Origin of the sequence: Ottowia flava, from assembly GCF_008017535.1 — a bacterium.
Taxonomy (GTDB): domain Bacteria; phylum Pseudomonadota; class Gammaproteobacteria; order Burkholderiales; family Burkholderiaceae_C; genus Ottowia; species Ottowia flava.
The window spans coordinates 15,752-37,047 of sequence record NZ_VRUA01000016.1; the positions used below are offsets into that span (position 1 = coordinate 15,752).

At 64.6% G+C, this 21,296-nt stretch carries 19 protein-coding genes, 1 tRNA gene and 1 other RNA gene; 5 read left to right on the forward strand and 16 right to left on the reverse strand.

Going from position 1 to position 21,296, the window contains the following annotated elements:
• Window positions 1–202: 202 nt before the first annotated feature.
• A complete protein-coding gene (locus FVQ98_RS14765; protein ID WP_147914219.1) occupies window positions 203–3,061 on the forward strand; it encodes a valine--tRNA ligase in 2,859 nt (952 codons plus the stop codon).
• A gap of 34 nt (window positions 3,062–3,095) precedes the next feature.
• Here the strand turns inward: FVQ98_RS14765 and FVQ98_RS14770 are convergent, their stop codons facing one another.
• Window positions 3,096–4,076, reverse strand: coding sequence for an NAD(P)-dependent oxidoreductase (locus FVQ98_RS14770; protein WP_147914220.1), 981 nt, complete (start codon window positions 4,074–4,076; stop codon window positions 3,096–3,098).
• 88 nt (window positions 4,077–4,164) lie between these two features.
• On the opposite strand from FVQ98_RS14770, the gene galU reads away from it, so the two are divergent.
• Window positions 4,165–5,052, forward strand: coding sequence for a UTP--glucose-1-phosphate uridylyltransferase GalU (gene galU / locus FVQ98_RS14775; RefSeq protein WP_370512967.1), 888 nt, complete (start codon window positions 4,165–4,167; stop codon window positions 5,050–5,052).
• Window positions 5,053–5,080: 28 nt separating this feature from the next.
• Here the strand turns inward: galU and FVQ98_RS14780 are convergent, their stop codons facing one another.
• The 3 genes from FVQ98_RS14780 to cysM all read right to left on the reverse strand — a co-directional run bounded on the left by FVQ98_RS14780 (window position 5,081) and on the right by cysM (window position 6,841).
• On the reverse strand, window positions 5,081–5,308 hold the full coding sequence (locus FVQ98_RS14780; RefSeq protein WP_147914221.1) for a sulfurtransferase TusA family protein: 228 nt from the start codon (window positions 5,306–5,308) through the stop codon (window positions 5,081–5,083).
• A 14-nt stretch (window positions 5,309–5,322) separates the two neighbouring features.
• Window positions 5,323–5,871: an NUDIX domain-containing protein gene (locus FVQ98_RS14785; RefSeq protein WP_147914222.1), complete on the reverse strand. Its 549-nt coding sequence runs from the start codon at window positions 5,869–5,871 to the stop codon at window positions 5,323–5,325.
• A 67-nt stretch (window positions 5,872–5,938) separates the two neighbouring features.
• Window positions 5,939–6,841 carry a cysteine synthase CysM gene (gene cysM, locus FVQ98_RS14790; protein WP_147914223.1) on the reverse strand — a complete coding sequence of 301 codons (903 nt, stop codon included), beginning with the start codon at window positions 6,839–6,841 and terminating at the stop codon, window positions 5,939–5,941.
• 41 nt (window positions 6,842–6,882) lie between these two features.
• Here cysM and FVQ98_RS14795 point away from each other — a divergent pair.
• A tRNA-Leu gene (locus FVQ98_RS14795) sits at window positions 6,883–6,969 on the forward strand.
• Window positions 6,970–7,053: 84 nt separating this feature from the next.
• On the opposite strand, the gene FVQ98_RS14800 is transcribed toward FVQ98_RS14795, so the two are convergent.
• From FVQ98_RS14800 to FVQ98_RS14810, 3 genes are all read right to left on the reverse strand, one after another.
• Entirely contained in the window at window positions 7,054–8,448 is a 1,395-nt protein-coding gene (locus tag FVQ98_RS14800; RefSeq protein ID WP_147914224.1) for an APC family permease, read from the reverse strand.
• Entirely contained in the window at window positions 8,445–9,398 is a 954-nt protein-coding gene (locus tag FVQ98_RS14805; protein WP_147914225.1) for a class I SAM-dependent methyltransferase, read from the reverse strand. The genes FVQ98_RS14800 and FVQ98_RS14805 overlap by 4 nt, the downstream gene beginning before the upstream one ends.
• A 146-nt stretch (window positions 9,399–9,544) precedes the next feature.
• Window positions 9,545–10,492, reverse strand: coding sequence for an NAD-dependent epimerase/dehydratase family protein (locus FVQ98_RS14810; RefSeq protein ID WP_147914226.1), 948 nt, complete (start codon window positions 10,490–10,492; stop codon window positions 9,545–9,547).
• A 47-nt stretch (window positions 10,493–10,539) separates the two neighbouring features.
• Between FVQ98_RS14810 and FVQ98_RS14815 the strand changes: the two genes are divergently transcribed.
• Window positions 10,540–11,583, forward strand: coding sequence for a CDP-6-deoxy-delta-3,4-glucoseen reductase (locus FVQ98_RS14815; RefSeq protein ID WP_147914227.1), 1,044 nt, complete (start codon window positions 10,540–10,542; stop codon window positions 11,581–11,583).
• A gap of 85 nt (window positions 11,584–11,668) precedes the next feature.
• Window positions 11,669–12,634, forward strand: coding sequence for a Bug family tripartite tricarboxylate transporter substrate binding protein (locus FVQ98_RS14820; protein ID WP_147914228.1), 966 nt, complete (start codon window positions 11,669–11,671; stop codon window positions 12,632–12,634).
• 106 nt (window positions 12,635–12,740) lie between these two features.
• On the opposite strand, the gene FVQ98_RS14825 is transcribed toward FVQ98_RS14820, so the two are convergent.
• The 9 genes from FVQ98_RS14825 to ubiG form a co-directional block, all read right to left on the reverse strand.
• Window positions 12,741–13,826: a branched-chain amino acid ABC transporter substrate-binding protein gene (locus FVQ98_RS14825; RefSeq protein ID WP_255507801.1), complete on the reverse strand. Its 1,086-nt coding sequence runs from the start codon at window positions 13,824–13,826 to the stop codon at window positions 12,741–12,743.
• Between the two features lie 168 nt (window positions 13,827–13,994).
• Complete coding sequence (locus tag FVQ98_RS14830) at window positions 13,995–14,711, reverse strand: ABC transporter ATP-binding protein (protein WP_147914230.1); 717 nt, start codon at window positions 14,709–14,711, stop codon at window positions 13,995–13,997.
• 1 nt (window position 14,712) lies between these two features.
• Window positions 14,713–15,486 carry an ABC transporter ATP-binding protein gene (locus FVQ98_RS14835; protein WP_147914231.1) on the reverse strand — a complete coding sequence of 258 codons (774 nt, stop codon included), beginning with the start codon at window positions 15,484–15,486 and terminating at the stop codon, window positions 14,713–14,715.
• An 18-nt stretch (window positions 15,487–15,504) separates the two neighbouring features.
• A complete protein-coding gene (locus tag FVQ98_RS14840) occupies window positions 15,505–16,695 on the reverse strand; it encodes an ABC transporter permease subunit (RefSeq protein ID WP_147914232.1) in 1,191 nt (396 codons plus the stop codon).
• Between the two features lie 15 nt (window positions 16,696–16,710).
• Window positions 16,711–17,640, reverse strand: coding sequence for a branched-chain amino acid ABC transporter permease (locus FVQ98_RS14845; protein WP_147914233.1), 930 nt, complete (start codon window positions 17,638–17,640; stop codon window positions 16,711–16,713).
• A 259-nt stretch (window positions 17,641–17,899) separates the two neighbouring features.
• Entirely contained in the window at window positions 17,900–19,225 is a 1,326-nt protein-coding gene (locus FVQ98_RS14850; protein ID WP_147914234.1) for a replication-associated recombination protein A, read from the reverse strand.
• Window positions 19,226–19,500: 275 nt separating this feature from the next.
• Window positions 19,501–19,876, reverse strand: a transfer-messenger RNA (tmRNA) gene (gene ssrA, locus FVQ98_RS14855).
• Window positions 19,877–19,890: 14 nt separating this feature from the next.
• Complete coding sequence (locus FVQ98_RS14860; protein ID WP_147914235.1) at window positions 19,891–20,571, reverse strand: HAD family hydrolase; 681 nt, start codon at window positions 20,569–20,571, stop codon at window positions 19,891–19,893.
• Entirely contained in the window at window positions 20,568–21,275 is a 708-nt protein-coding gene (ubiG, locus tag FVQ98_RS14865; RefSeq protein WP_255507798.1) for a bifunctional 2-polyprenyl-6-hydroxyphenol methylase/3-demethylubiquinol 3-O-methyltransferase UbiG, read from the reverse strand. The genes FVQ98_RS14860 and ubiG overlap by 4 nt, the downstream gene beginning before the upstream one ends.
• Between the last annotated feature and the right edge of the window lie 21 nt (window positions 21,276–21,296).

Genomic DNA, 21,296 nt, shown 5'->3' on the forward strand with positions numbered 1-21,296 from the left:
AAAACTACTAATTTAATAGCTTCCCGCGCACATTCATGTAGGGCTGCAGCCCTATTTGGCTTGAATACTCGATCCTTTGCGCGCCCGCACGCGGCACAGGGTGCGTCGGTAGAATGTCCCGTTTTCTGCCGCCTGCGCGGGCACTTGAGCCAGACAGCGCAGGGGCGTCGCCCTTCACGGCCGCTTCGGCCCATTCTTCACCATGTCTGATCAGCCCGCGCAACCTGGCCTCGCCGCCCTGTCCAAGTCGTTCGAACCCACCGCCATCGAGGCGCAATGGGGCCCGGAGTGGGAACGCCGTGGCTACGGCCGCGCTGGCGCGCGCGGCACCGGCGTGCCAGACGCTGACGCCGCCGCGCGTGGCGAGAATTTCGCCATCCAGCTGCCGCCGCCCAATGTGACGGGCACGCTGCACATGGGCCATGCGTTCAACCAGACGATCATGGACAGCCTGACGCGCTACCACCGGATGCGCGGCTTCAACACGCTGTGGGTGCCGGGCACCGACCACGCGGGCATCGCCACGCAGATCGTGGTCGAGCGCCAGCTGCAGGAGCAGAAGCAAAGCCGGCACGATCTGGGCCGCAAAAACTTCGTGGCGCGCGTTTGGGAATGGAAGCAGCAGTCGGGCGACACCATCACGCGCCAGATGCGCCGCATGGGCGCCAGCGTGGACTGGGGCCACGAGTACTTCACCATGGACGACAACCTGTCCAAAGTGGTGACCGACACCTTTGTGCGCCTGTATGAGCAGGGCCTGATCTACCGCGGCAAGCGCCTGGTCAACTGGGACCCTGAACTGAAGTCGGCCGTGAGCGACCTGGAAGTGGAAAGCGAAGAGGAAGACGGCTTCCTTTGGCACATTGCCTACCCGCTGGCCGATGGCAGTGGTAAGCAGCTGGTGGTCGCCACCACGCGCCCCGAGACCATGCTGGGCGACGTGGCGGTGATGGTGCACCCGGAGGACGAGCGCTACCAGCACCTGATCGGCAAAACCGTGACGCTGCCGCTGGTGGGGCGTGAGATCCCGGTGATCGCCGACGACTACGTGGACCGCGAATTCGGCACCGGCGTGGTGAAGGTCACGCCCGCGCACGACGCCAACGACTACGCCGTCGGCCAGCGGCACCAGTTGCCGATGATCGGCGTGCTGAACCTGGACGCCACCATCAACGACGAGGCGCCGGCCGCGTACCGCGGGTTGGACCGCTTTGTCGCCCGCAAGGCCGTGGTGGCCGATCTTCAAGCCCAGGGCCTGCTGGTCGAAACCAAGCAGCACAAGCTGATGGTGCCGCGCTGCGCGCGCACCGGCCAGGTGATCGAGCCGATGCTGACGGACCAGTGGTTTGTCGCCATGACCAAGGTCAGCCCGCAGGACCCGACCGGCAAGAGCATTGCGCAAAAAGCCATCGACGTGGTGGCCAGCGGGCAGGTGCGCTTCGTGCCGGAAAACTGGGTCAACACCTACAACCAGTGGATGAACAACATCCAGGACTGGACCATCAGCCGCCAGCTGTGGTGGGGCCACCAGATTCCCGCCTGGTACGGCGAGGATGGGTCCATTTTTGTAGCAACGGACGAGGATGCGGCGCGGGCCAAGGCCGCAGCGGCCGGGTACAACGGCGCCCTGACGCGCGACCCGGACGTGCTGGACACCTGGTATTCGTCGGCGCTGGTGCCCTTCTCGTCGCTGGGTTGGCCGCAGCAAACGGAGGATCTGGCGTTGTACCTGCCTTCGTCCGTACTGGTGACCGGGCACGACATCATTTTCTTCTGGGTCGCCCGGATGATCATGATGACGACGCACTTCACTGGCCAGGTGCCCTTCCGCGACGTGTACATCCACGGCCTGGTGCTGGACGCGCACGGCAAGAAGATGAGCAAGAGCGAAGGCAACGTGCTGGACCCGGTCGACTTGATCGACGGCATCGCGCTGGAGCCGCTGCTGGCCAAGCGCACCACCGGCCTGCGCCGCCCCGAGACCGCACCCAAGGTGCGCACCAACACGCAGAAGGAATTCCCCGAAGGCATTCCGGGCTACGGCGCCGATGCGCTGCGCTTCACCTTTGCCGCCATGGCCACGCTGGGCCGCACCATCAACTTCGACAGCAAGCGCTGCGAGGGCTACCGCAACTTCTGCAACAAGCTCTGGAACGCCAGCCGCTTCGTGCTGATGAATTGCGAAGGTCACGATGTGGGTCTGGAAGGCGATTCAGCGCCCGAGCGATCCGCCGCCGACCGCTGGATCGTCAGCCTGCTGCAGAAGACCGAGGCCGCCGTGGCCAAGGGCTTTGATGATTACCGCCTGGACTTGGCGGCCAACGCCATTTACGACTTCGTCTGGAACGAGTTCTGCGACTGGTACCTGGAGATCGCCAAGGTGCAGATCCAGACCGGCAATGCCGAGCAGCAGCGCGCCACGCGCCGCACGCTGGTGCGCGTGCTGGAAGCCATCTTGCGCCTGGCGCACCCGATCATCCCGTTCGTGACCGAAGCCTTGTGGCAAGCCGTCGCGCCGGTGGCGGGCAAGTCGGGCGACTCGGTGATGGTCGCGCCCTACCCGCAAGCGCAGACCGCCAACATCGACGAAGCCGCCGAAGCTGAGATGGCGCACCTGAAGGCGCTGGTCGACGCCTGCCGCACGCTGCGCGGCGAAATGAACGTATCGCCCGCGCAGCGCCTGCCGCTGTACGTGACGGGTGACGAAGCCTTTCTGCGCACCATGGGCCCCACGCTGCAGGCGCTGGCCAAGCTGAGTGAAGTCAAACTGTTCGCCACCGAAGCCGAATGGGCCGCCGCCGCTGGCGCCGCGCCTGTGGCCGTGGTGGGCGACGCACGCATGGCGCTGTTCATGGAGATCGATGTCGCGGCCGAAAAGCAGCGCCTGGACAAAGAAATCAAGCGCCTGGAAGGCGAAGTGACCAAGGCGCAGGGCAAGCTGGGCAACGAAGCCTTTGTCGCCAAGGCCCCGCCTGCAGTGATCGAGCAGGAGAAAAAGCGCGTCGCCGATTTCAGCGACACCCTGGACAAACTGAAGGCGCAGCGCGCGCGCCTGGGCTGATTGGCACGCGCCGTCAGCGGCGCCTGCCCTTGGATCAGGCCAGCGGCATCGGCTCGCTGTCCATGGGCCCAGTCTCGCTGCGCATCTGGCTCATCATCAGCGTCTCGTGGATGCGGTCGACCAGGTACCAGCTACCGCGCAGTTGCGATTCGTGCGTATAGGGGGCCAAGCGAGGGGTGATGCAGACGTTCTGCAGGCCCTTCAACGGCGAGTGGGCGTCTTGCAGTTCCTCTTCGTCGCTGTCCAGCATCAGCGCGCCAATGCGGCGCGCGCGCAGCGCCGCCGCCAGAGCGGGCAAGTCGAACAGGCACGAGCGGCTGATGCTCGTCCACAGCTGACCTGGCTTGCACGCGGCGAGGAAGCGGTCCCCCACCAAACCACGGTAGCGTGTCGCGTAGATCAGCTGCATCGAGACGGCATCAGCCACCTCGAGCATCTCCGCCAGCCCCATGGATTGCACGCCAAGGCGGCGCCACAGCTCCGCATTGCGGTGAACGGCCGGGTCGTAACCCACCACACGCACGCCCAGGGGCACCAGCATGGTGGCCAGCACATGCGCGGGCGGCGCGAGTCCCAGCAAGCCCACCACACTGTCGTTGATCTCCCGCCCCGGCGCTGGCCGGACGTGCGCGTTGCATTCGGAAGCCCGTGGGTCACCCTGGTGGGCGCCTGAGCGAAACAGCGTCAGCAGCGTGGAAAGCAGGTATTCGGCGCTCGCCCGCACCGTTGCGCTGGAAGCCTGAATCACCCGAACACGCCGCTTCTGGCAGGCCTCGAAGTCCACGTTTTCCGTGCCGTCGTGGATGCGCGCGATCGCCACCAGTCGGGGCGCCTGCTCCAACAAGGCGTTGTTGATCTTGAAACGGGGCGGGACCACCAAGGCATCCGCCTGCGCGAGCTGCGTGTTCAAGGCGCCCGAGTCGTCCGCCCACCCTGGCAGATAATCCACTGAATGCCGCGACGCGAGCCAGTAGCGGGCGTCAGGGGCAAGGTCCTCCAGCAGAAGAATGTGCACGCGTTCCTCCGTGGTGTCGGATAGAGAGCCTGTCCCGGCCTTGCAGCCGGGTTTTGCGAATTTGTAACTTTACCACCTACCCCTCCACATGCCGATGCCCCACCAGGTCTATGTCGCTGTTTTTCCTGTAGCCGGCCTGGGCACGCGCTTCCTGCCGGCGACGAAGGCCAGCCCCAAGGAAATGCTGCCCATCGTCGATAAGCCGCTCATTGAATACGCGGTGGAAGAGGCCTATGCGGCCGGTGTGCGGCACATGGTGTTCGTGACCGGGCGCAGCAAACGAGCGATCGAAGACCACTTCGACACCGCATACGAGTTGGAAAGCGAACTGGAGGCGGCCGGCAAGAGCGCCCTGCTCGACGTCGTGCGGGCCGTGCAGCCAGCCGACATGGTGTGCACCTACGTGCGCCAGCCGCGCTCGCTGGGCTTGGGGCACGCCGTCCTGTGCGCGGCACATATCGTGGGCAACCAGCCGTTCGCCGTGTTGCTGGCAGACGACCTAATGGTCGGTCCACCCGATGGCTTGCCGGTGCTCGCGCAGATGACGCACGCTTACGAGACGCTGGGCCGTTCGGTGCTGGCGGTGCAGGAAGTGCCCGAGGACCAGGTCAGCCGCTACGGCATCGTCGCGGGCTCCCCGGCGGGCGATCGGCTGATCAGCATCGAGCGCATCGTGGAAAAACCGAAGCGCGCCGATGCGCCCTCGCGCATGGGCGTGGCGGGCCGCTACATCCTCACCCCGCGCATCTTCGACGAAATACGCAACCAGACGCCGGGCGCCGGCGGCGAGATCCAGCTGACGGACGCCATCGCCCAGCTGATGACCAAAGAGCGCGTCTACGCATACCAGTACAGCGGCAAGCGCTACGATTGTGGTAGCAAAGAAGGTTTTTTGCAGGCTACTGTCGAACTGGCTCTGCAGCACCCGCAGATGGGCGAGCCGTTCCGCGCCTACCTGAAGACGCTGGCGCTCTGAGCGCTTGGCGCACTTGGGCCTCGCCGGCTCAGCGGCGGCGCAGCAGGTGGATGTACTCGTCGCCCACGGTCTGCTGCTCGACCAGCGCATGGCCGGTCTGCTTGCAAAACGCCTGAAAATCGCGCACCGATCCGGCGTCGGTGCACAGCACCTTCAGCAGCTCGCCGCTTTGCAGTTCGGCCAGCGCCTTCTTGGCTTTGAGGATGGGCAGCGGGCAGTTCAGGCCGCGCGCATCCACTTCCTTCGCAATGTCCATCGGGCGATTGTCGGTCAATCCAGCCCGCGGCGCCGTTCGGCGTTTTCTTCGGCGGTAAAGAACACCGGCTCGTGCCCGCGCGTGCGCAGCCAGTCGGCCAGCGCGTAGCCGGTGCCGGCGGGCCAGCACTTGAGCTCGTCCAGTTCGTACAGGCGCCAGTCGACCAGCTCGGGCGACAGGCGCACTTCGCCTTCACACACCGCGTGGTAGGCGATGATGACCTGGTTCATGCGCAGAAACTCGTAGGCGCCGACCAGCTTCAGCTCGCGCACATCCAGGTTGGTCTCTTCCTTCACCTCGCGCGCCACGCCTTCCTGAGGCGACTCGCCCGCCTCCATGAAGCCGGTGATCAGCGCGAACATCTTCGCCGGCCAGGCCGCGTTGCGCGCCAGCAGCACCTTGCCCTGGTACTCGACGATGGCGGCCAGCACCGGCGTCGGGTTGTTCCAGTGCGTGTAACCACAGGCCGGGCAGCGCAGCCGCTCCTTGAGGCCGCCGTCTTCTTCGGCGGCCAGCATCTGCAGCGGCGTGGCGCAACGGGGGCAGTAGTTGAAGTCGGTCATTTTGCTTTTATTTTGATAGCTGCCCGCGCAGATTCCTCTAGGGCCAGAGGCAGATTTGATTCAAAACTCAGGCAGGAAACACGCCGGTGGACAAATAACGGTCCCCGCGGTCGCACACCACAAAGACGATGGTGGCGTTCTCGCTGCGCGCCGCCACCTGCTGCGCAACCCAGGCCGCCCCACCGGACGAGATGCCGCCGAAGATACCCTCCTCCCGCGCCAGGCGCCGCGCCATGTCTTCTGCGTCCAGCTGGTCGACCAGCACCAGCTCGTCAATCGCCTTGGGGTCGTAGATTTTCGGCAGGTATTCCTCAGGCCATTTGCGGATGCCGGGGATGCGCGAACCCTCGGCGGGCTGTGCGCCCACGACCCTGATCGCGGGATTGCGCTCCTTCAGATAGCGCGACACGCCGGTGATCGTGCCCGTGGTGCCCATCGCACTGACGAAGTGGGTGATGCGGCCCTGCGTCTGCTCCCACAGCTCGGGGCCGGTGGTTTCGTAGTGGATGCGCGGGTTGTCCGCGTTGGCGAACTGGTCGAGCATGCGGCCCTTGCCTTGCGCCACCATCTTGTCGCCGAGGTCGCGTGCGTACTCCATGCCGCCCGAGCGTGGGGTCAGAATCAGCTCAGCGCCAAACGCCTTCATGGTCTGCGCCCGTTCCACCGACAGGTCCTCCGGCATGATCAAAATCATGCGGTAGCCCTTGATCGCCGCAGCCATCGCCAGGGCGATGCCGGTGTTGCCGCTGGTCGCCTCGATCAGCGTGTCGCCAGGCTGGATCTCGCCGCGCTCCTCGGCGCGCCGGATCATCGACATCGCCGGTCTGTCCTTCACCGAGCCCGCCGGGTTGTTGCCCTCCAGCTTGGCCAGCACCACATTGCCGCGCGCCGTGTTGACCTGTGCATCGATGCGCTGCAGCCGCACCAGCGGCGTGCGCCCGATGGCGTCCTCAATCGTCGGGTAGTTCATGTTTCGCACTGTGCCATAATTTCCGGCTCAGCTATCGCGCTGCCCGGGTGGCGAAATCGGTAGACGCAGCAGACTCAAAATCTGCCGGTGGCAACACCGTGCCGGTTCGATTCCGGCCCCGGGCACCAGTGCTGTCACGCGAGGCACGCACTCTTCAAGCGACTTCGGCTGCGCAAAAGCGCTTCCTTTTCAGACGCGCTGGCCGTCAGCAACTAACACTCGGTCCTGGCCTCCTCCGCACCCTCGCCTTGCCGCTCCAGCGCCCAGGCCAGCACGAAACCCACCGCGAGCACGGCCACGCCTGCCATGGCGCCCGCCTTCACGTAGACCAAAGACGACCACAGCATGTAGCCGCAGACCGCGGCAAACAGCAGGGGCAGCAAGGGATACAGCGGCACGCGGAATGGCCGGACCGTGTCAGGCTCCTTGATCCGCAGAACGATCAGGGCAACAGTGCACAGCAGGAAGAAAAACCAGAACACCGGCGCCGTGTAGTCCACCATGGCCTGAAACCCGCCGCGCAGACTGGCGCCAAACGCCACCAACAGCAGGGCCAATGCGGACTGGACGTACAGCGCCACGACCGGCACCCCACGCTCGCCCTCCCAGCGCCCGAGGGCATGCAAGCCGCGCCAGTCGCGACCAACCGCAAAACTCGTGCGTGCGCCGACGATCATCGTGGCGTTGATTGAGGTCAACGCGGCCACCGCCACCATGATCGCGATGAGCGTCTCGCCGGTTCGGCCGAAGGCCACGCGCAACAGGTCGGCCGCCACCGCTTCGCTTTGGGCCATGCCCTGCAGGCCCAGCCCGTACACATAGGCCAGATTCACCAGCACGTAGAGCAGCGTGATCAAGCCGAGGCTGATGGTCAATGCGTGCAGCATGCCGCGGCGCGAGCCGCGCAGTTCCGCACTGAGGTAGGCCGCTTCGTTCCAGCCGCCATAGGTCAGCAACACAAAGACCATGGCCAGACCCAGCATGCCCAGGCCGGGCATCCCGCCCGAGGCGCCGCTTTCCGCTGGCACCGATCCCGTCACGCCAGGCATGGCATGGCCCGTGTCGAGCCACAGCCACGCACCGGCGACAACCACCAGCACCAAACCCAGCACCTCGGCCAGCGTCAGCCAGGTCTGCGTGCCCGCGCTGGTGTGGATGCCGCGCGCGTTAAGCCAGGTCAGCAGCATCACGGCCAAGGTGCCCCAGAAGGCCGCGCCGTACTCACCGAGCGGCACCAGCGCGTTGACGTAGTCGCCAAAGACGAATGCCAGCAGCGCGATCGACCCGGTGGTGATCACGGAAAAGCGGGCCCACGCAAACAGGAACGCCATGCGCTTGCCGTAGGCCCGGTGAAGGAAGTGGTAGTCGCCGCCGACGTGCGGCCAAGCGGCCGCGAGCTCGGCATAGCACAGGGCGCCGACCAGCGAGACCAATCCACCCAGCACCCATGCGCCAATCATCCAGGCCACGGAATCCGTGAACTGGGCAACCAGGGACGGCGCCTTGAAAATGCCCGCGCCGATGACGATGCCCACGATGATGGCCACGGCTTCGTGCAGCCGCAGGCTCGGCTGCGGTTGCAGCGTTTCAGAGGCCGGGGCAGTCATTCGGCGCCCAGCGACTCTGCCTCGCTTTCCGGCGCGGGGCCGGAGCCGCCAATGGGTGGCGCAAGGCCTGTGCGGCGCCCGGCGAAGGGTGTGCGGGCACCGTTCGCCGTCAGGTCGTACACCACCCCCCGCATCTCATCGCCGCTCAAATGGCCGACGAAGCGGCGCAGATGACCATCCTCATCGATGAAACCGAAGCGGATCTGCGAGCCCGCCACTTTGGGCTCGCGCACACCGGTCTGGAATTGTGCGAAGGTCAGCGTTCCCCTGAAGTCCTGGAACGTCTGCTCCACATGAAGCTTCACCGTCACGGGTCCGGTTCTCTGGGAGAAGCTCAGTTCCCAGTCACCGCCGGCATTGGCCGGCACCAGCCACAGGTGCACTGCCGCGTGCCCGACGCGCGACGTCTCATCCGGCTGCCAGCGGCCCATGCGGAATTCGTGCGACACCACGCGCGTGCCCGGTTTCAGCGCCATGATGCGGGGACGCAGCCGCAGGTTGAGGTGCGGCAGCAGGTACATGGTGATGACCGTGGCGCGAGAGAAGTCGGACTCGAAGATGTCCGCTTTTTCGAACCGGGCGCGCTCACCCACGCCGGCCTGCGCGGCCAGCCGGCGCGACAGTTGAACCATGTCCGGGTTGTATTCGATGCCCAGGCCCTGCGCACCTTCGCGCGCGGCGGCAATCACAATCTTGCCGTCGCCGGAACCCAGGTCAATCAGAAAATCCTGCGGGGTCAACTGGGCCAGGCGCAGCATGCGGTTGACCTGCACATCGGGCGTCGGTATCCAGATCACGTCCTTGCCGAACTGGCCACGCTGAGGCTGGTAGCTGCCGCTCTCGGAAGTGGGCGCTTGCGCCAGTGCCGGTTGGGACGAAAGCCATCCGCTGGCCACCAGTGCGGCCGATCCGGCCAGCCAGTCTCGTCGATGCCTCTGCCATGGCGTCATCGCCCCGTGCTCCTTCGCGGTTCATTCGGGTGGGTGATCAGCAGACGGCGCGCCGCCGCCAAGGTCAGGTACCGGGAAACAGCACCCAGTACAACCATACCATCAATGAAATCGACCTGTAACGCTTGACCTATCTACGCAGTCAGCTATTTTTTTTCTAGCAAACCGCTGGCAGGTGAAGCATGGCGCAGCCGCAGACCCAGCTCGCGCTTGAGCCGCGTGTTGTCGAGGCGACGCGATTCGCTCATGAAAGACAGTAGGGTTGGGCTCATGTGCTCCATCGCCCACGCGCGTGCGACCCGCGGCGGCCTGTCCAGGCCCAACAGATCAGCCGCCAGGTCGAAGTACTCGCCCATCTTCAGCTGGCTGTCGTCGTTCGTGTTCACGGTGCGCAGCGGCAGGCCCCGCCACAGCGCCAGCACGCAGGCGCGCGCCAGGTCGTCGGCGTGGATGTGGTTGGTGTAAACGTCGTCGTCCGCCGCCAGCACTGGCGTGCCGGCCAGCAAGCGCGCGCGCGGCGTGCCGCCCGCGCGATCCGGTGCGTAGATGCCCGGGATGCGCAGCACGCTCGCGCGCACTCCGGCGCGGCGTCCGAAGTCACGCACCCGGCGCTCGGCTGCCACGCGGCGGGCGGCGCGCGGCGTCAAAGGGCGCAGCGCAGTGGTCTCGGACACCAGGGCGCCCGCGCAATCGCCGTACACGCCACTGGTGGAGGCGTAGACCAGCGCCCGCGGCGGCGTTCGGCGCGCCAGCGCCCGCAGAAGCGCCGCTGTGCGCGCGTCGTCCCCACCCTGCGCCGGCGGCGGCGCCAGATGAACCACGTGGGTGGCCACCCCGGCCAGGCGCCGCAGGCTGACGGGATCGTCCAGGTCTCCCCGCAGGCGTTGCACAGCGGTCACTCCCGGCCGCTCCGGCGTCCCTGCGGCGCCGGGGTCAGATGGACCAAGCTCCCCGCGCACCAGCGCCGCCAGGCGAACCCGCGGGGCGAGCAGCCGCGCGACACGCACGCCGACATCGCCGTAGCCGACGATCAGCACGCGCGCCCGACGGAAGCGACTGGGCAGCGCCCCCAGGGGAAAAAGGTTTGAGGGCAAAATCGGAAGGTTTGGCATACAGAGAGACCCGCGAGGATAACCAAGCCATGGCGTTCACCATCACCGTTCAGCCCAGCGGCCGCAGTTTCGAGGCCGAGGTTGGCGAAACCATGCTCACCGCCGGCATCCGGCAGGGCATCGGTCTGCCGTACGGCTGCAAGGACGGCGCTTGTGGTTCGTGCAAGTGCAAGAAGCTGTCTGGCAGCGTCACGCATGGCCCACACCAGGAAAAGGCGCTGAGTGCCCAGGAAGAAGCCGAGGGTTACGTGCTGACGTGCTGCGGCACGCCCACCAGCGACGTCGTGCTGGAGTCGCGCCAGGTGACGCACGCCGGCGCCTTTCCCATCAAGAAGATGCCGGCGCGCGTGGCGCAGCTGGAGCGCCTGTCGCACGACGTGATGCGCGTGAAGATGCAGTTGCCGGCCAACGACATCATCCAGTACCACGCCGGCCAGTACATCGAGTTCATCCTGCGCGACGGCACGCGCCGCAGCTACAGCATGGCCAACGCACCGCACACGCTGGTGGAAAGCGGCGCGCCCATGGTCGACCTGCACATCCGGCACATGCCGGGTGGCAAGTTCACCGAGCACGTTTTCAGCGCCATGAAGGAAAAGGAAATCCTGCGCGTCGAAGGGCCGTACGGCAGCTTCCACCTGCGCGACGATTCGCCCAAGCCCGTCGTCATGCTGGCCTCCGGCACCGGCTTTGCGCCGATCAAGGCGATCCTGGAGCATATGCAGTTCATGGGCATCACGCGCGACACCGTGCTGTACTGGGGCGGCCGCCGCCCGCCAGACCTGTACATGGACGCCTGGGTGCGCGAGGCGATGGCCGCCATGCCGCACCTGCACTACGTGCCGGTGGTGTCCGACGCGCTGCCGGAGGACGGCTGGGCGGGCCGCACCGGCTTCGTGCACCTGGCCGTGCTGGAAGACCTGCCCGATCTGTCCGGCCATCAGGTGTACGCCTGCGGGGCGCCGATTGTGGTCGACTCGGCGCGCCGCGACTTCACCCTGCGCGGCTCGTTGCCCGAAGAAGAGTTCTACGCCGACGCCTTCACCACCGAGGCGGACAAGGCAGGTCCTTGACGCCGACCCGAGATTGATACAATTTTGATAGCTGGCCGCGCAGATTGCTGTAGGGCTGGCACCGTTTTTTATTGAGAGAGTACGTATGCAACGCCGTCACCTGATGTTGGCCAGCTTGGCCATCGCCGCCAGCACCACCGCCTTCGCCCAGTCGAACAAACCGATCCGCCTGATCGTGCCGTACGCGGCCGGCGGGCCGCTGGACATCACCTCGCGCGCACTGGCCGAGCGGGTCAAGGATTCGCTGGGCACAGTGGTGGTCGACAACAAGCCCGGCGCCGGCGGCAACCTGGGCAGCGACCTGGTCGCCAAGGCCGCGCCGGACGGCACCACGATCGGTCTGTCCGCCGTGGCCACGCACGCCATCAACCCCTGGCTGTTCGCCAAGATGCCGTACGACGCGGCCAAGGATTTCGCGCCCATCACGCAGATGGTGCGGGTGCCCAACGTGTTGGTGATGAACGCCGACACCGCGGCGCGCCTGAAGATCAACACCCTGGCCGATCTGATCGCCTACGCGAAGAAGAACCCCGGCAAGCTGAACTACGGCTCGGGCGGCAACGGCTCGGCTGGCCACCTGGCGGGCGAAATGTTCAAACAGGGTGCGGGCATCTTTGCGGTGCACATTCCCTACAACGGCGGCAACCCGGCGCAACTCGCGCTGCTGTCGGGGCAGGTGGACTTCAACATCGACAACCTCGCCACCGCCGCGCCGAACATCAAGTCGGGCAAGCTGAAGGCGCTGGCGGTGACCACGGCCAAGCCCTCGCCCATGCTGCCAGGCGTGCCCGCGATGGCACAGACGATCAAGGGCTTTGAGGTTGACACCTGGTGGGGTCTGGTCGCCCCCGCCGGGACGCCGCGCGACGTGATCGACAAACTGAACGCGGCCTTCACCACGGCCCTCAAGGCCCCGGAAACGCAGGAGCGCTTTCACAAACTGATGGCCGAGCCCGTGCCCACCACGCCAGAACAATTCGGCCAATTGATGGACAAGGAGCGGGCGCGCTACCAGGACGTGGTGAAGCGCTCGGGCGCGAAGGTGGACTGAGCAGCTCTTACGCGGCGCGTCCACCGTGTCGCCTTTACAAAAGAACCCCGCCAAGGCGGGGCTTTTTGCTGTGCGGCGTGGCAGCCGAATGGAGCCGCCGCCTCGATCAGTTCAGCGGCGTGCGCACACCGTTCTTGTACACGCTCAACGTCACGGCGGGCTTGGTCAGCTCGCCTTTGTTGGTGAACTGGATCTGCGCCGTCACGCCTTTGTAGTTGGTCTTGGCGAGCTGCGGCACGTAGACTTTCGGGTCGACCGAGTTGGCGCGCTTCATGGCATCGACCAGCACCATCGTGGCGTCGTACGAATAAGGGCTGTAGATCTGGAACTGGCCGGGGAACTTGGCGTCGTAGCGCTTCTTCCAGTCTTGGCCACCGGCCATCTTCTCGACCGCGATGCCGCCCGTGGCGCAGGTCACATTGCCGACCGCTGGCGACTTGCTGGCCAGCTCGGACAGCTTCTCCGTGCAGCTGCCGTCGCCGCTGAAGAACTTGACGTTGCCCAGACCGAGTTGGTCCAGCTGACGCAACATCGGGCCGGACTGCGAGTCCAAGCCACCGTAGAAGATGGCATCGGGCTTCTTGCCGCGGATGTTCGTCAGGATAGCCATGAAGTCGGTGGCCTTGTCGGTGGTGAACTCGGACGCCACCACATTCATGCCCTTCTTCTTGGCGGTTTCCTTGAACACATCGGCCAGGCCCTGGCCGTACGCCGTGCGGTCGTCGATCACGGCCACGTTCTTCAGCTTGAGCGCATCGGCAGCGTAGATGGCCAGTGCGGCGCCCAAGGCGTTGTCGTTGGCGATCAGGCGGTACGTGGTCTTGTAGCCGGGTTTGGTCACGTCGGGGTTGGTGGCCGCCGTGGTGATGTGAGGCACGCCGCAGTTGTGGTAGATGCTGGACGCAGGGATGGTCGTGCCCGACTGCAGGTGGCCCACCACGCCAGCGACCTTCATGTCGCACAGCTTTTGCGCGACGGCGGTGGCCTGCTTCGGATCGCCCGCGTCGTCTTCCGCGACCAGCTCGAACTTGATCTTCTTGCCGCCAATGGTCAGGCCCTGGGCATTCAGTTCGTCAATGGCCATGCGCACGCCGTTCTCGGTGTCCTTGCCAATGTGGGCAATGCCACCGGACGTGGGGCCCGCGTGCGCGATCTTGACGACCTGCGCATCCTGCGCATGGGCGCTGGCCATCGCGAGCAGTGCGCCAATCGAAGCGGCAGTCAAGGCAAAGCGGACAGGGGGCAGATAAGCCATGGTGGTGATCTCCTAACTAAAAACAGGATGCGCCACGCGCCCCGAGATGGGCGGTGGCATGGCGGGCCGCATGGTACACCCGCGGCCTAACAGGGACGGCGACGCTTACTCGCCCAGATAGGCGGCACGCACTTTCGGGTTGGCCAGCAGTTCTTGCCCGCCGCCCGACATGGTGATCAGGCCCGATTCCATGACGTAGCCGCGGTCAGCCAAAGCCAGCGCGCGGCTGGCGTTCTGCTCCACCAACAGGATCGTCACGCCTTGGGCGTACACGTCGCGCACGACCTCGAAGACCTTGTCGACCATGATGGGGGACAGCCCCATCGATGGCTCGTCCAGCAGCAGCAGCTTGGGCCGGCTCAACAGCGCACGGCCCATGGCGAGCATCTGCTGTTCGCCACCGGACATCGTGCCGGCGAGCTGGTCCTTGCGCTCCCGCAGGCGGGGAAAGATCGTGAACACCTTCTCAATGTCCTCGCCGATCGCTGCCTTGTCGCGCCGGGTGTAGGCGCCCATCTGCAGGTTTTCAGTGATGGTCATCCGAGTGAACACGCCGCGGCCTTCCGGCACCATGGCCAGACCCTGGCGCACCAAGTCCCACGGCCCCTGCCCCTTGATCGACTTGCCCAAATACTCGATGTCACCACCCGCCAGCGGCAGCGTGCCGGTGATCGCCTTCATTGTGGTGGTCTTGCCCGCGCCGTTGGAGCCGATCAGCGACACCAGTTCACCTTCGCGCACTTCAAAATCCACGCCTTTGACAGCCTGAATACCCCCGTAGGCCACCTCCAGGCCCGATACCTTCAACAACACCTGGGCCATGTCAATGATCTCCCGTGCCCAGATAGGCTTCGATGACTTTCGGATTCTTCTGCACGTCGGCGGGCGTGCCTTCGGCGATCTGCTTGCCGTAGTCCAGCACCGTGACCCGGTCGCACAGACCCATGACCAGCTTCACGTCGTGCTCGATCAGCAAAATAGTGCGGTTGTCCTTGCGAATGCGGTCGATCAATTCGCGCAATTGCACCTTCTCGGTCGCGTTCATCCCGGCTGCCGGCTCGTCCAGGGCGATGAGTTGGGGGTCGGTTGCCAGTGCCCGCGCAATCTCCAGTCGGCGCTGGTCGCCGTACGACAGCGTGCGCGAGCGAAATTGGGCGTATTTGCCGATACCGACATAGTCGAGCAATTGCTGTGCGCGCTCGGTGATGGCGTCTTCCTCGGCCTTGAAACTGGGCGTGCGAAAGATCGCACCCAACAGGCCGGAATGCGTGCGCACATGGCGCCCGACCATGACGTTCTCCAGCGCGGTCATGTCCGCAAACAGGCGGATGTTCTGGAACGTCCGGGCAATGCCCGCCTTGGCCACCTGGTGAACCGCCTGCGGTTTGTAAGGCTTGCCATCAAGTTCAAAAGTGCCGCTGTCAGGCGTGTACAGCCCGGTCAGCACGTTGAAGAACGTCGTCTTGCCAGCGCCGTTGGGCCCGATCAGGCCATAGACTTGGCCGCGCTGGATGGTGATGCCCACGTCTGTGAGTGCTTGCAGGCCGCCGAAGCGCTTCGAAACGCCCTGCACCTTGAGTACGGTGTCGTTGCTCATGTGTGGTGTTCCGTTCGCTCAGGAATTGATCGGGTACTGGCGAATTTCGGTATTGCCAGGCGATGCATCCGCAGGGAAATCGATGCCCGGCGGGTTCTGCTGGGCCGTCGTTGGCACGTCCTTGCCCGGGCCGGGAATCTTGCGTGCCTTGCCGTGCTCGGGTGATGGCCACAGACCGCGTGGGCGGATCAACATTACCGAAATCATGGCCAGTGCGATCAGCAGCTGGCGCAGGATGGCCGAGTCCAGACGACCATCCGTCATTGCCTGCAGCGGCCCCGCCACGTAGCGCAGCACCTCAGGCAGCGAAGCCAGCAAGACGGCGCCGAGGATGACGCCCGGGAGATGCCCGATGCCCCCCAGCACCACCATGGCGACGATCATGACTGACTCCATCAGGCTGAACGACTCGGGCGACACAAAGCCCTGGAAGGCCGCAAACATGGCGCCGGACACGCCGCCAAATGAAGCGCCCATGCCGAACGCCAGCAGTTTCAGGTTGCGGGTGTTCAGGCCCATCGCCTTGGCGGCGATTTCGTCCTCGCGGATCGCCATCCAGGCACGGCCGATTCGCGAATCCTGCAGGCGGCTGCAGATGATCACGGTGACGATGACCAGCGCCAGGAACAGGTAGTAGTACAGCGATACCGAGGCGATTTCATAGCCGCCGATGGTGAGGGGTTTGCCCAAGTCAAGCCCGAAGATCTTGACCGAATCGATTTGGTTCAGCCCCTTGGGCCCGTTAGTGATGTTGTACGGGTGATCCAGGTTGTTCAGGAAGATCCGGATGATCTCGCCAAAGCCAAGCGTCACGATGGCCAGGTAATCACCACGCAGCTTGAGCACTGGAATGCCCAAGAGCACCCCAGTCATGGCCGCCAAGCCCAGCGCCAACGGGATCACCATCCAGAGTGACGTGTGAAACCCATTCGGAAACGCGGCAGCGATGGCCGGAAAGGTGTCGGTCAGGTGCGGCGAGGCGAGCAGGCCGTAAAGGTAGGCGCCCACCGCGAAGAAGGCCACGTAACCGAGGTCCAGCAGGCCGGCGTAGCCGACCACGATGTTCAGACCCAGCGCCAGCATCACGTAGAGCAGCGCGATGTCGGCGATGCGCACCCAGGCGTTGCCGAAGCTTTGCAGGATCAGCGGCGCCACCAACAGGGCGATGCCGCACACCAGAAAGGCGATCAGTTTGTTTTTCTGCGTCATGGTCGTCCTCCCCGGTCAGGCACGGTCGGCCACACGCTCACCCAGCAGGCCAGACGGCCGCAGGGTCAACACGATGATCAGCACGATGAAGGCAAAGATGTCGGTGTAGTGGCTGCCCAGCAGGCCACCCGTCAACGTACCGATGTAGCCGGAGCCGATCGCCTCGATAAGGCCAAGGAGCAACCCCCCCAGCACGGCCCCCCCGAGATTGCCGATACCCCCAAATACCGCGGCCGTGAAGGCCTTCAGACCTGGCAGGAAGCCCATGGTGTGCTGCACCGTGCCGTAATTCGACGCGTACATCACGCCGGCAATGGCCGCCAGAATGGCGCCGATGATGAAGGTGGCCGAAATCACCATGTCGGGCTTGACACCCATGAGACCCGCAACGCGGGGGTTTTCAGCGGTGGCCCGCATGGCGCGGCCGATGCGGGTGTAGTTCACCAGGTACATCAGCGTGGCGAGCGACACCGCGGTCACGCCCAGGATCATGATCTGGGTCGGCGTGATGTAGGCGCCGCCGATATTGAAAGGAGCGCTTGGCAGCAGCGTCGGGAAGGGCTTGTAGTTCGGCTTCCAGATGATCATGGCCAGCGTCTGCAGCAGGATCGACATGCCGATGGCAGTGATCAGGGGCGCCAGCCTGGGGCTGTTGCGCAGCGGCTTATAGGCCAGCTTCTCAATCACGAAGTTCAACGTGGCGGCCACGATGCAGGCGATCAGCATGGCCAGAATCAGGATCACCCAGCCGGGCGCGCCGGGCATCGCCGACTGCATGATGCCGATCACGGACCACGCGGTGACGGCGCCAATCATCAGCACCTCTCCGTGCGCGAAATTGATGAGTTGAATGATGCCGTACACCATGGTGTACCCGAGGGCAATCAAGGCGTACATGCTGCCAAGCACCAGACCATTGATGATCTGCTGTAGCAATACTTCCATGGAACACTTCCTCTCTCTTCCGCTGCGCCCATGATCAATGGGACGACGGGGTTGGTTGGCGAAACCGCCGAGCGCCTTGTGGGTCGCTCAGTGGCATCCACCTAGCAAAAAACCCGCCAGGTGACCTGCGGCGGGTTTCGACGTACCAAAATTCTAGCTACTGGAACGCTGTCGTCGCGGCGCATGTTCCCCGGGGTTTTCCCTCTTTTCATCTTGACGATGTCGCGTAGGCGACTGCGCCGACACGGTGCGGCGTACCCTACTCAGAGCGGCCCGCCTCACGGTTGCGCCGCCGCAATTCGGTCAATTTTTCACCGATCCGAATCTCCAACCCTCGTGGCACGGGCTGGTAAAACTGTTGGGGCAGTATGCCCTCGGGCAGGTAGTTCTCACCTGCGGCAAAAGCGTCCTGCTCGTCGTGTGCGTAGCGATACCCCTTGCCGTAGTCCAGATCGCGCATCAATTTGGTGGGTGCGTTGCGTAGATGCATCGGAACGGGGCGCGTCGTGTCTTGTTTGACAAACGCCTTGGCCGCCTTGTACGCGTTGTAGACCGCGTTGCTCTTCGGTGCAACAGAAAGATACACAATACATTCGGCCAGTGCCAATTCCCCCTCGGGCGAGCCCAGGCGTTCGTAGACCTCGGCCGCATCCAGCGCCAGGCGCAGCGCGCGCGGGTCGGCCAGGCCAATATCCTCGCTGGCCATGCGCACCATCCGGCGCGCCAAGTAGCGCGGGGCGGCCCCGCCATCGAGCATGCGCACCAGCCAGTACAGCGCGGCGTCAGGGTCGCTACCGCGTACCGCCTTGTGCAGCGCGCTGATGGTGTCGTAGAACTGCTCGCCGCCTTTGTCGTAGCGGCGCAGGCGCTCGCCCAGCACGCGCTGCAGCCACGCGGCGTTGATGGTGTCCAGCCGCTCGGCACGGGCGGCCACGGTGAGGGTCTCCAGCGTGTTCAAAAGCCGCCGCGCATCACCATCGGCATAGGCGATGAGCTGCTGCTGCGCTTCGCTTTCGATAGCTGGCTGCGCAGGTTCGGCGCTGGCCCGATCCAGAATCTTCTTTAAGTCATCTTCCCCAAGCGGTTGCAGCACGTACACCGCAGCGCGCGACAGCAGGGCCGAGTTGACTTCAAACGAAGGGTTTTCGGTGGTCGCGCCGATGAAGGTGAACAATCCGCTTTCGACATGCGGCAAGAACGCATCCTGTTGGCTCTTGTTGAAGCGGTGGACCTCGTCCACAAACACGATCGTGCCTTGCGGTGTCAAGCTGTCGCGCGCCTTCTGCGCCAGTTCGACCGCCTCGCGGATGTCCTTGACACCGCCCAGCACCGCGCTGACCGGGATGAACTGCGCATCAAACGAATCCGCCATCAAGCGCGCGATCGTGGTCTTGCCGGTGCCCGGTGGCCCCCACAGGATCAGGCTGTGCGGCTGGCCCGACTCGAACGCGATGCGCAGCGGCATGCCTTCGCCCAGCAAATGCTGCTGGCCCACCACTTCGCCCAACGTACGTGGGCGCAGCCGCTCGGGCAGCGGCACGTGCAGCGAAGCGGAATCAGCGGGAGGGACTTTGGCGCCGGGCATGCGGCATTCTATGAACGCTGGACTGAACCGCCCCCGGCTTTTGAGGAGGCCAATCCATCTGAGAGGATTTAGCCATGGGCTGCTGCCGGGGAACACAGAGGGAAACCGGGGAACAACACCCCGGTTTGCGGACTGTACCTCGACTTGGTCCCCGGTTTTTTCCCCAGTTTTGCGTTGGCAGCAAGCGGACTCACACGCACGAAGATGGACGCTAACCCGTTGTCAAAGAAAAAGGCCGTGCACCGGATGTAAGCGCACGACCTTAGATGATGTAATGGTGGAGCTGGGGGGACTTGAACCCCCGTCCGCAAATCTTCCACGCCCAGTTCTACATGCTTAGCGGTCTGATTTGAGTCTCACCACCTGAACCGCGCAGTCGCACGCTGTACAGGCAGCCAGTACCCTTGAATCTCGCCTGCGCCCAAGGTACCCGGGCACAAGCCAGCCGATGTGAATTCCCCCGCAGCCGGGACGGCTTGCGCCGCCCTTGCCCAGCCCATCGGCCTGCTGTTGCGAGGCTCACCGGTGTTTAAGCGGCGAGTGCGAAACGTTCGTCGTTTGCAGTTAGTTTTTTTCAGCGGTTTAGCGAGGTGACTGAACCTCGGCATGCCCTGAGGCGATTCCAACCCACGTCGAAACCAATGCAGCCCCGGATGGAACCTATTTTAGTCCTTGTCGAGCCATTTCAAGAGCTCAAGGGGCGAATGAATGACCGCGTCCGCCCCCCAATCGCGCGGATCGGTGTCCGGCCCGAGATAGCCGTACGCAGCGGCAACGGTGCGCAGCCCGGCAGCCCGCCCGGCCTGGATATCGCGCGCGTCGTCCCCCACATAGATGGTCTGTCGAGGATCGAGGTGTGCCGCCTGCAAGGCAGCGAAGATCGGTGCAGGATGGGGTTTGGTGTGAGGCGTCGTGTCGCCGCAGATGACGGTGCATGCGTCCTGAAACATGCTGAACGCCCCCATGGTGGGCAGAGTGAATCGACTGGCCTTGTTGGTCACGATGCCCCAGCGCGCGCCCCTCGAGGACAAGCCCGCCAGCAACTGAGGCACGCCATCAAAACTCAAGGTCTGGCGCAGCAGGTGCCGGTCGTAGGCTTCCAAGAACTCTTCACGCAGGGCAGCGTAGTCGGCCTGTTCGGGCGTGACACCGAGCGCCACATGCAGAACGCCGCGGGCGCCGGATCCCGCATGCGGACGGTAGATATCCAGGTCAAGCGGTGGCAGCTTGCGCGCGTGTCGAAGTGCATTGCCAGCCAAGGCGAGATCTGGTGCGCTGTCGATCAACGTGCCATCCAAGTCGAACAGCACGGCGCATATATCGACTGGCGGGCTATTCACGCTCATTCTGGCCGGCGCGCAGCGACCATGTAATTCACATCCGTATCCGCCGTCAGGCGAAAACGCCGAGTGACCGGATGAAAGGTCAGGCCACTGCTGCGAACGAGATCCAGGCCGGCTGCCCGGCAGAACGACGCCAGTTCATGGGGCCGAACCAGCCGTGCGTACTCGTGTGTTCCTCGCGGCACCATGTTGGCAAGGTACTCGGCACCAACGATGGCAAGCAAAAACGATTTAACGTTGCGGTTGATGGTAGAGAAAAACACCCAACCACCAGGACGGACGAGCCGGGCGCAGGCGCTGACAACCGATGAGGGATCGGGCACATGCTCCAGCATTTCCATGCAGGTGACCACATCAAAAGCATCTGGTGACTCATCTGCGAGCGCCTCTGCCGCTACCAGACGGTAGGCCACTCCTGGAGTTTGTGCTTCCATCGCATGCAGTTGAGCGACCTTGAGGGACTTTTCCGCCAGATCGATGCCAAGCACCTCGGCGCCACAGCGCGCCATGGCATCCGCCAGAATGCCACCGCCGCACCCGACATCGAGCACGCGCGCGCCCCCCAGTGGGCGGATGCCATCGATCCAGTCAAGCCTGAGGGGATTGATCTGATGCAAGGCGGCAAACTCGCCGTCCATGTCCCACCATTGATGGGCCAAGGCAGAAAATTTGGCCAGTTCAGCTTGGTCTGCGTTCACTTCGCTCATGAGCCCATTTTCCCACGCGCT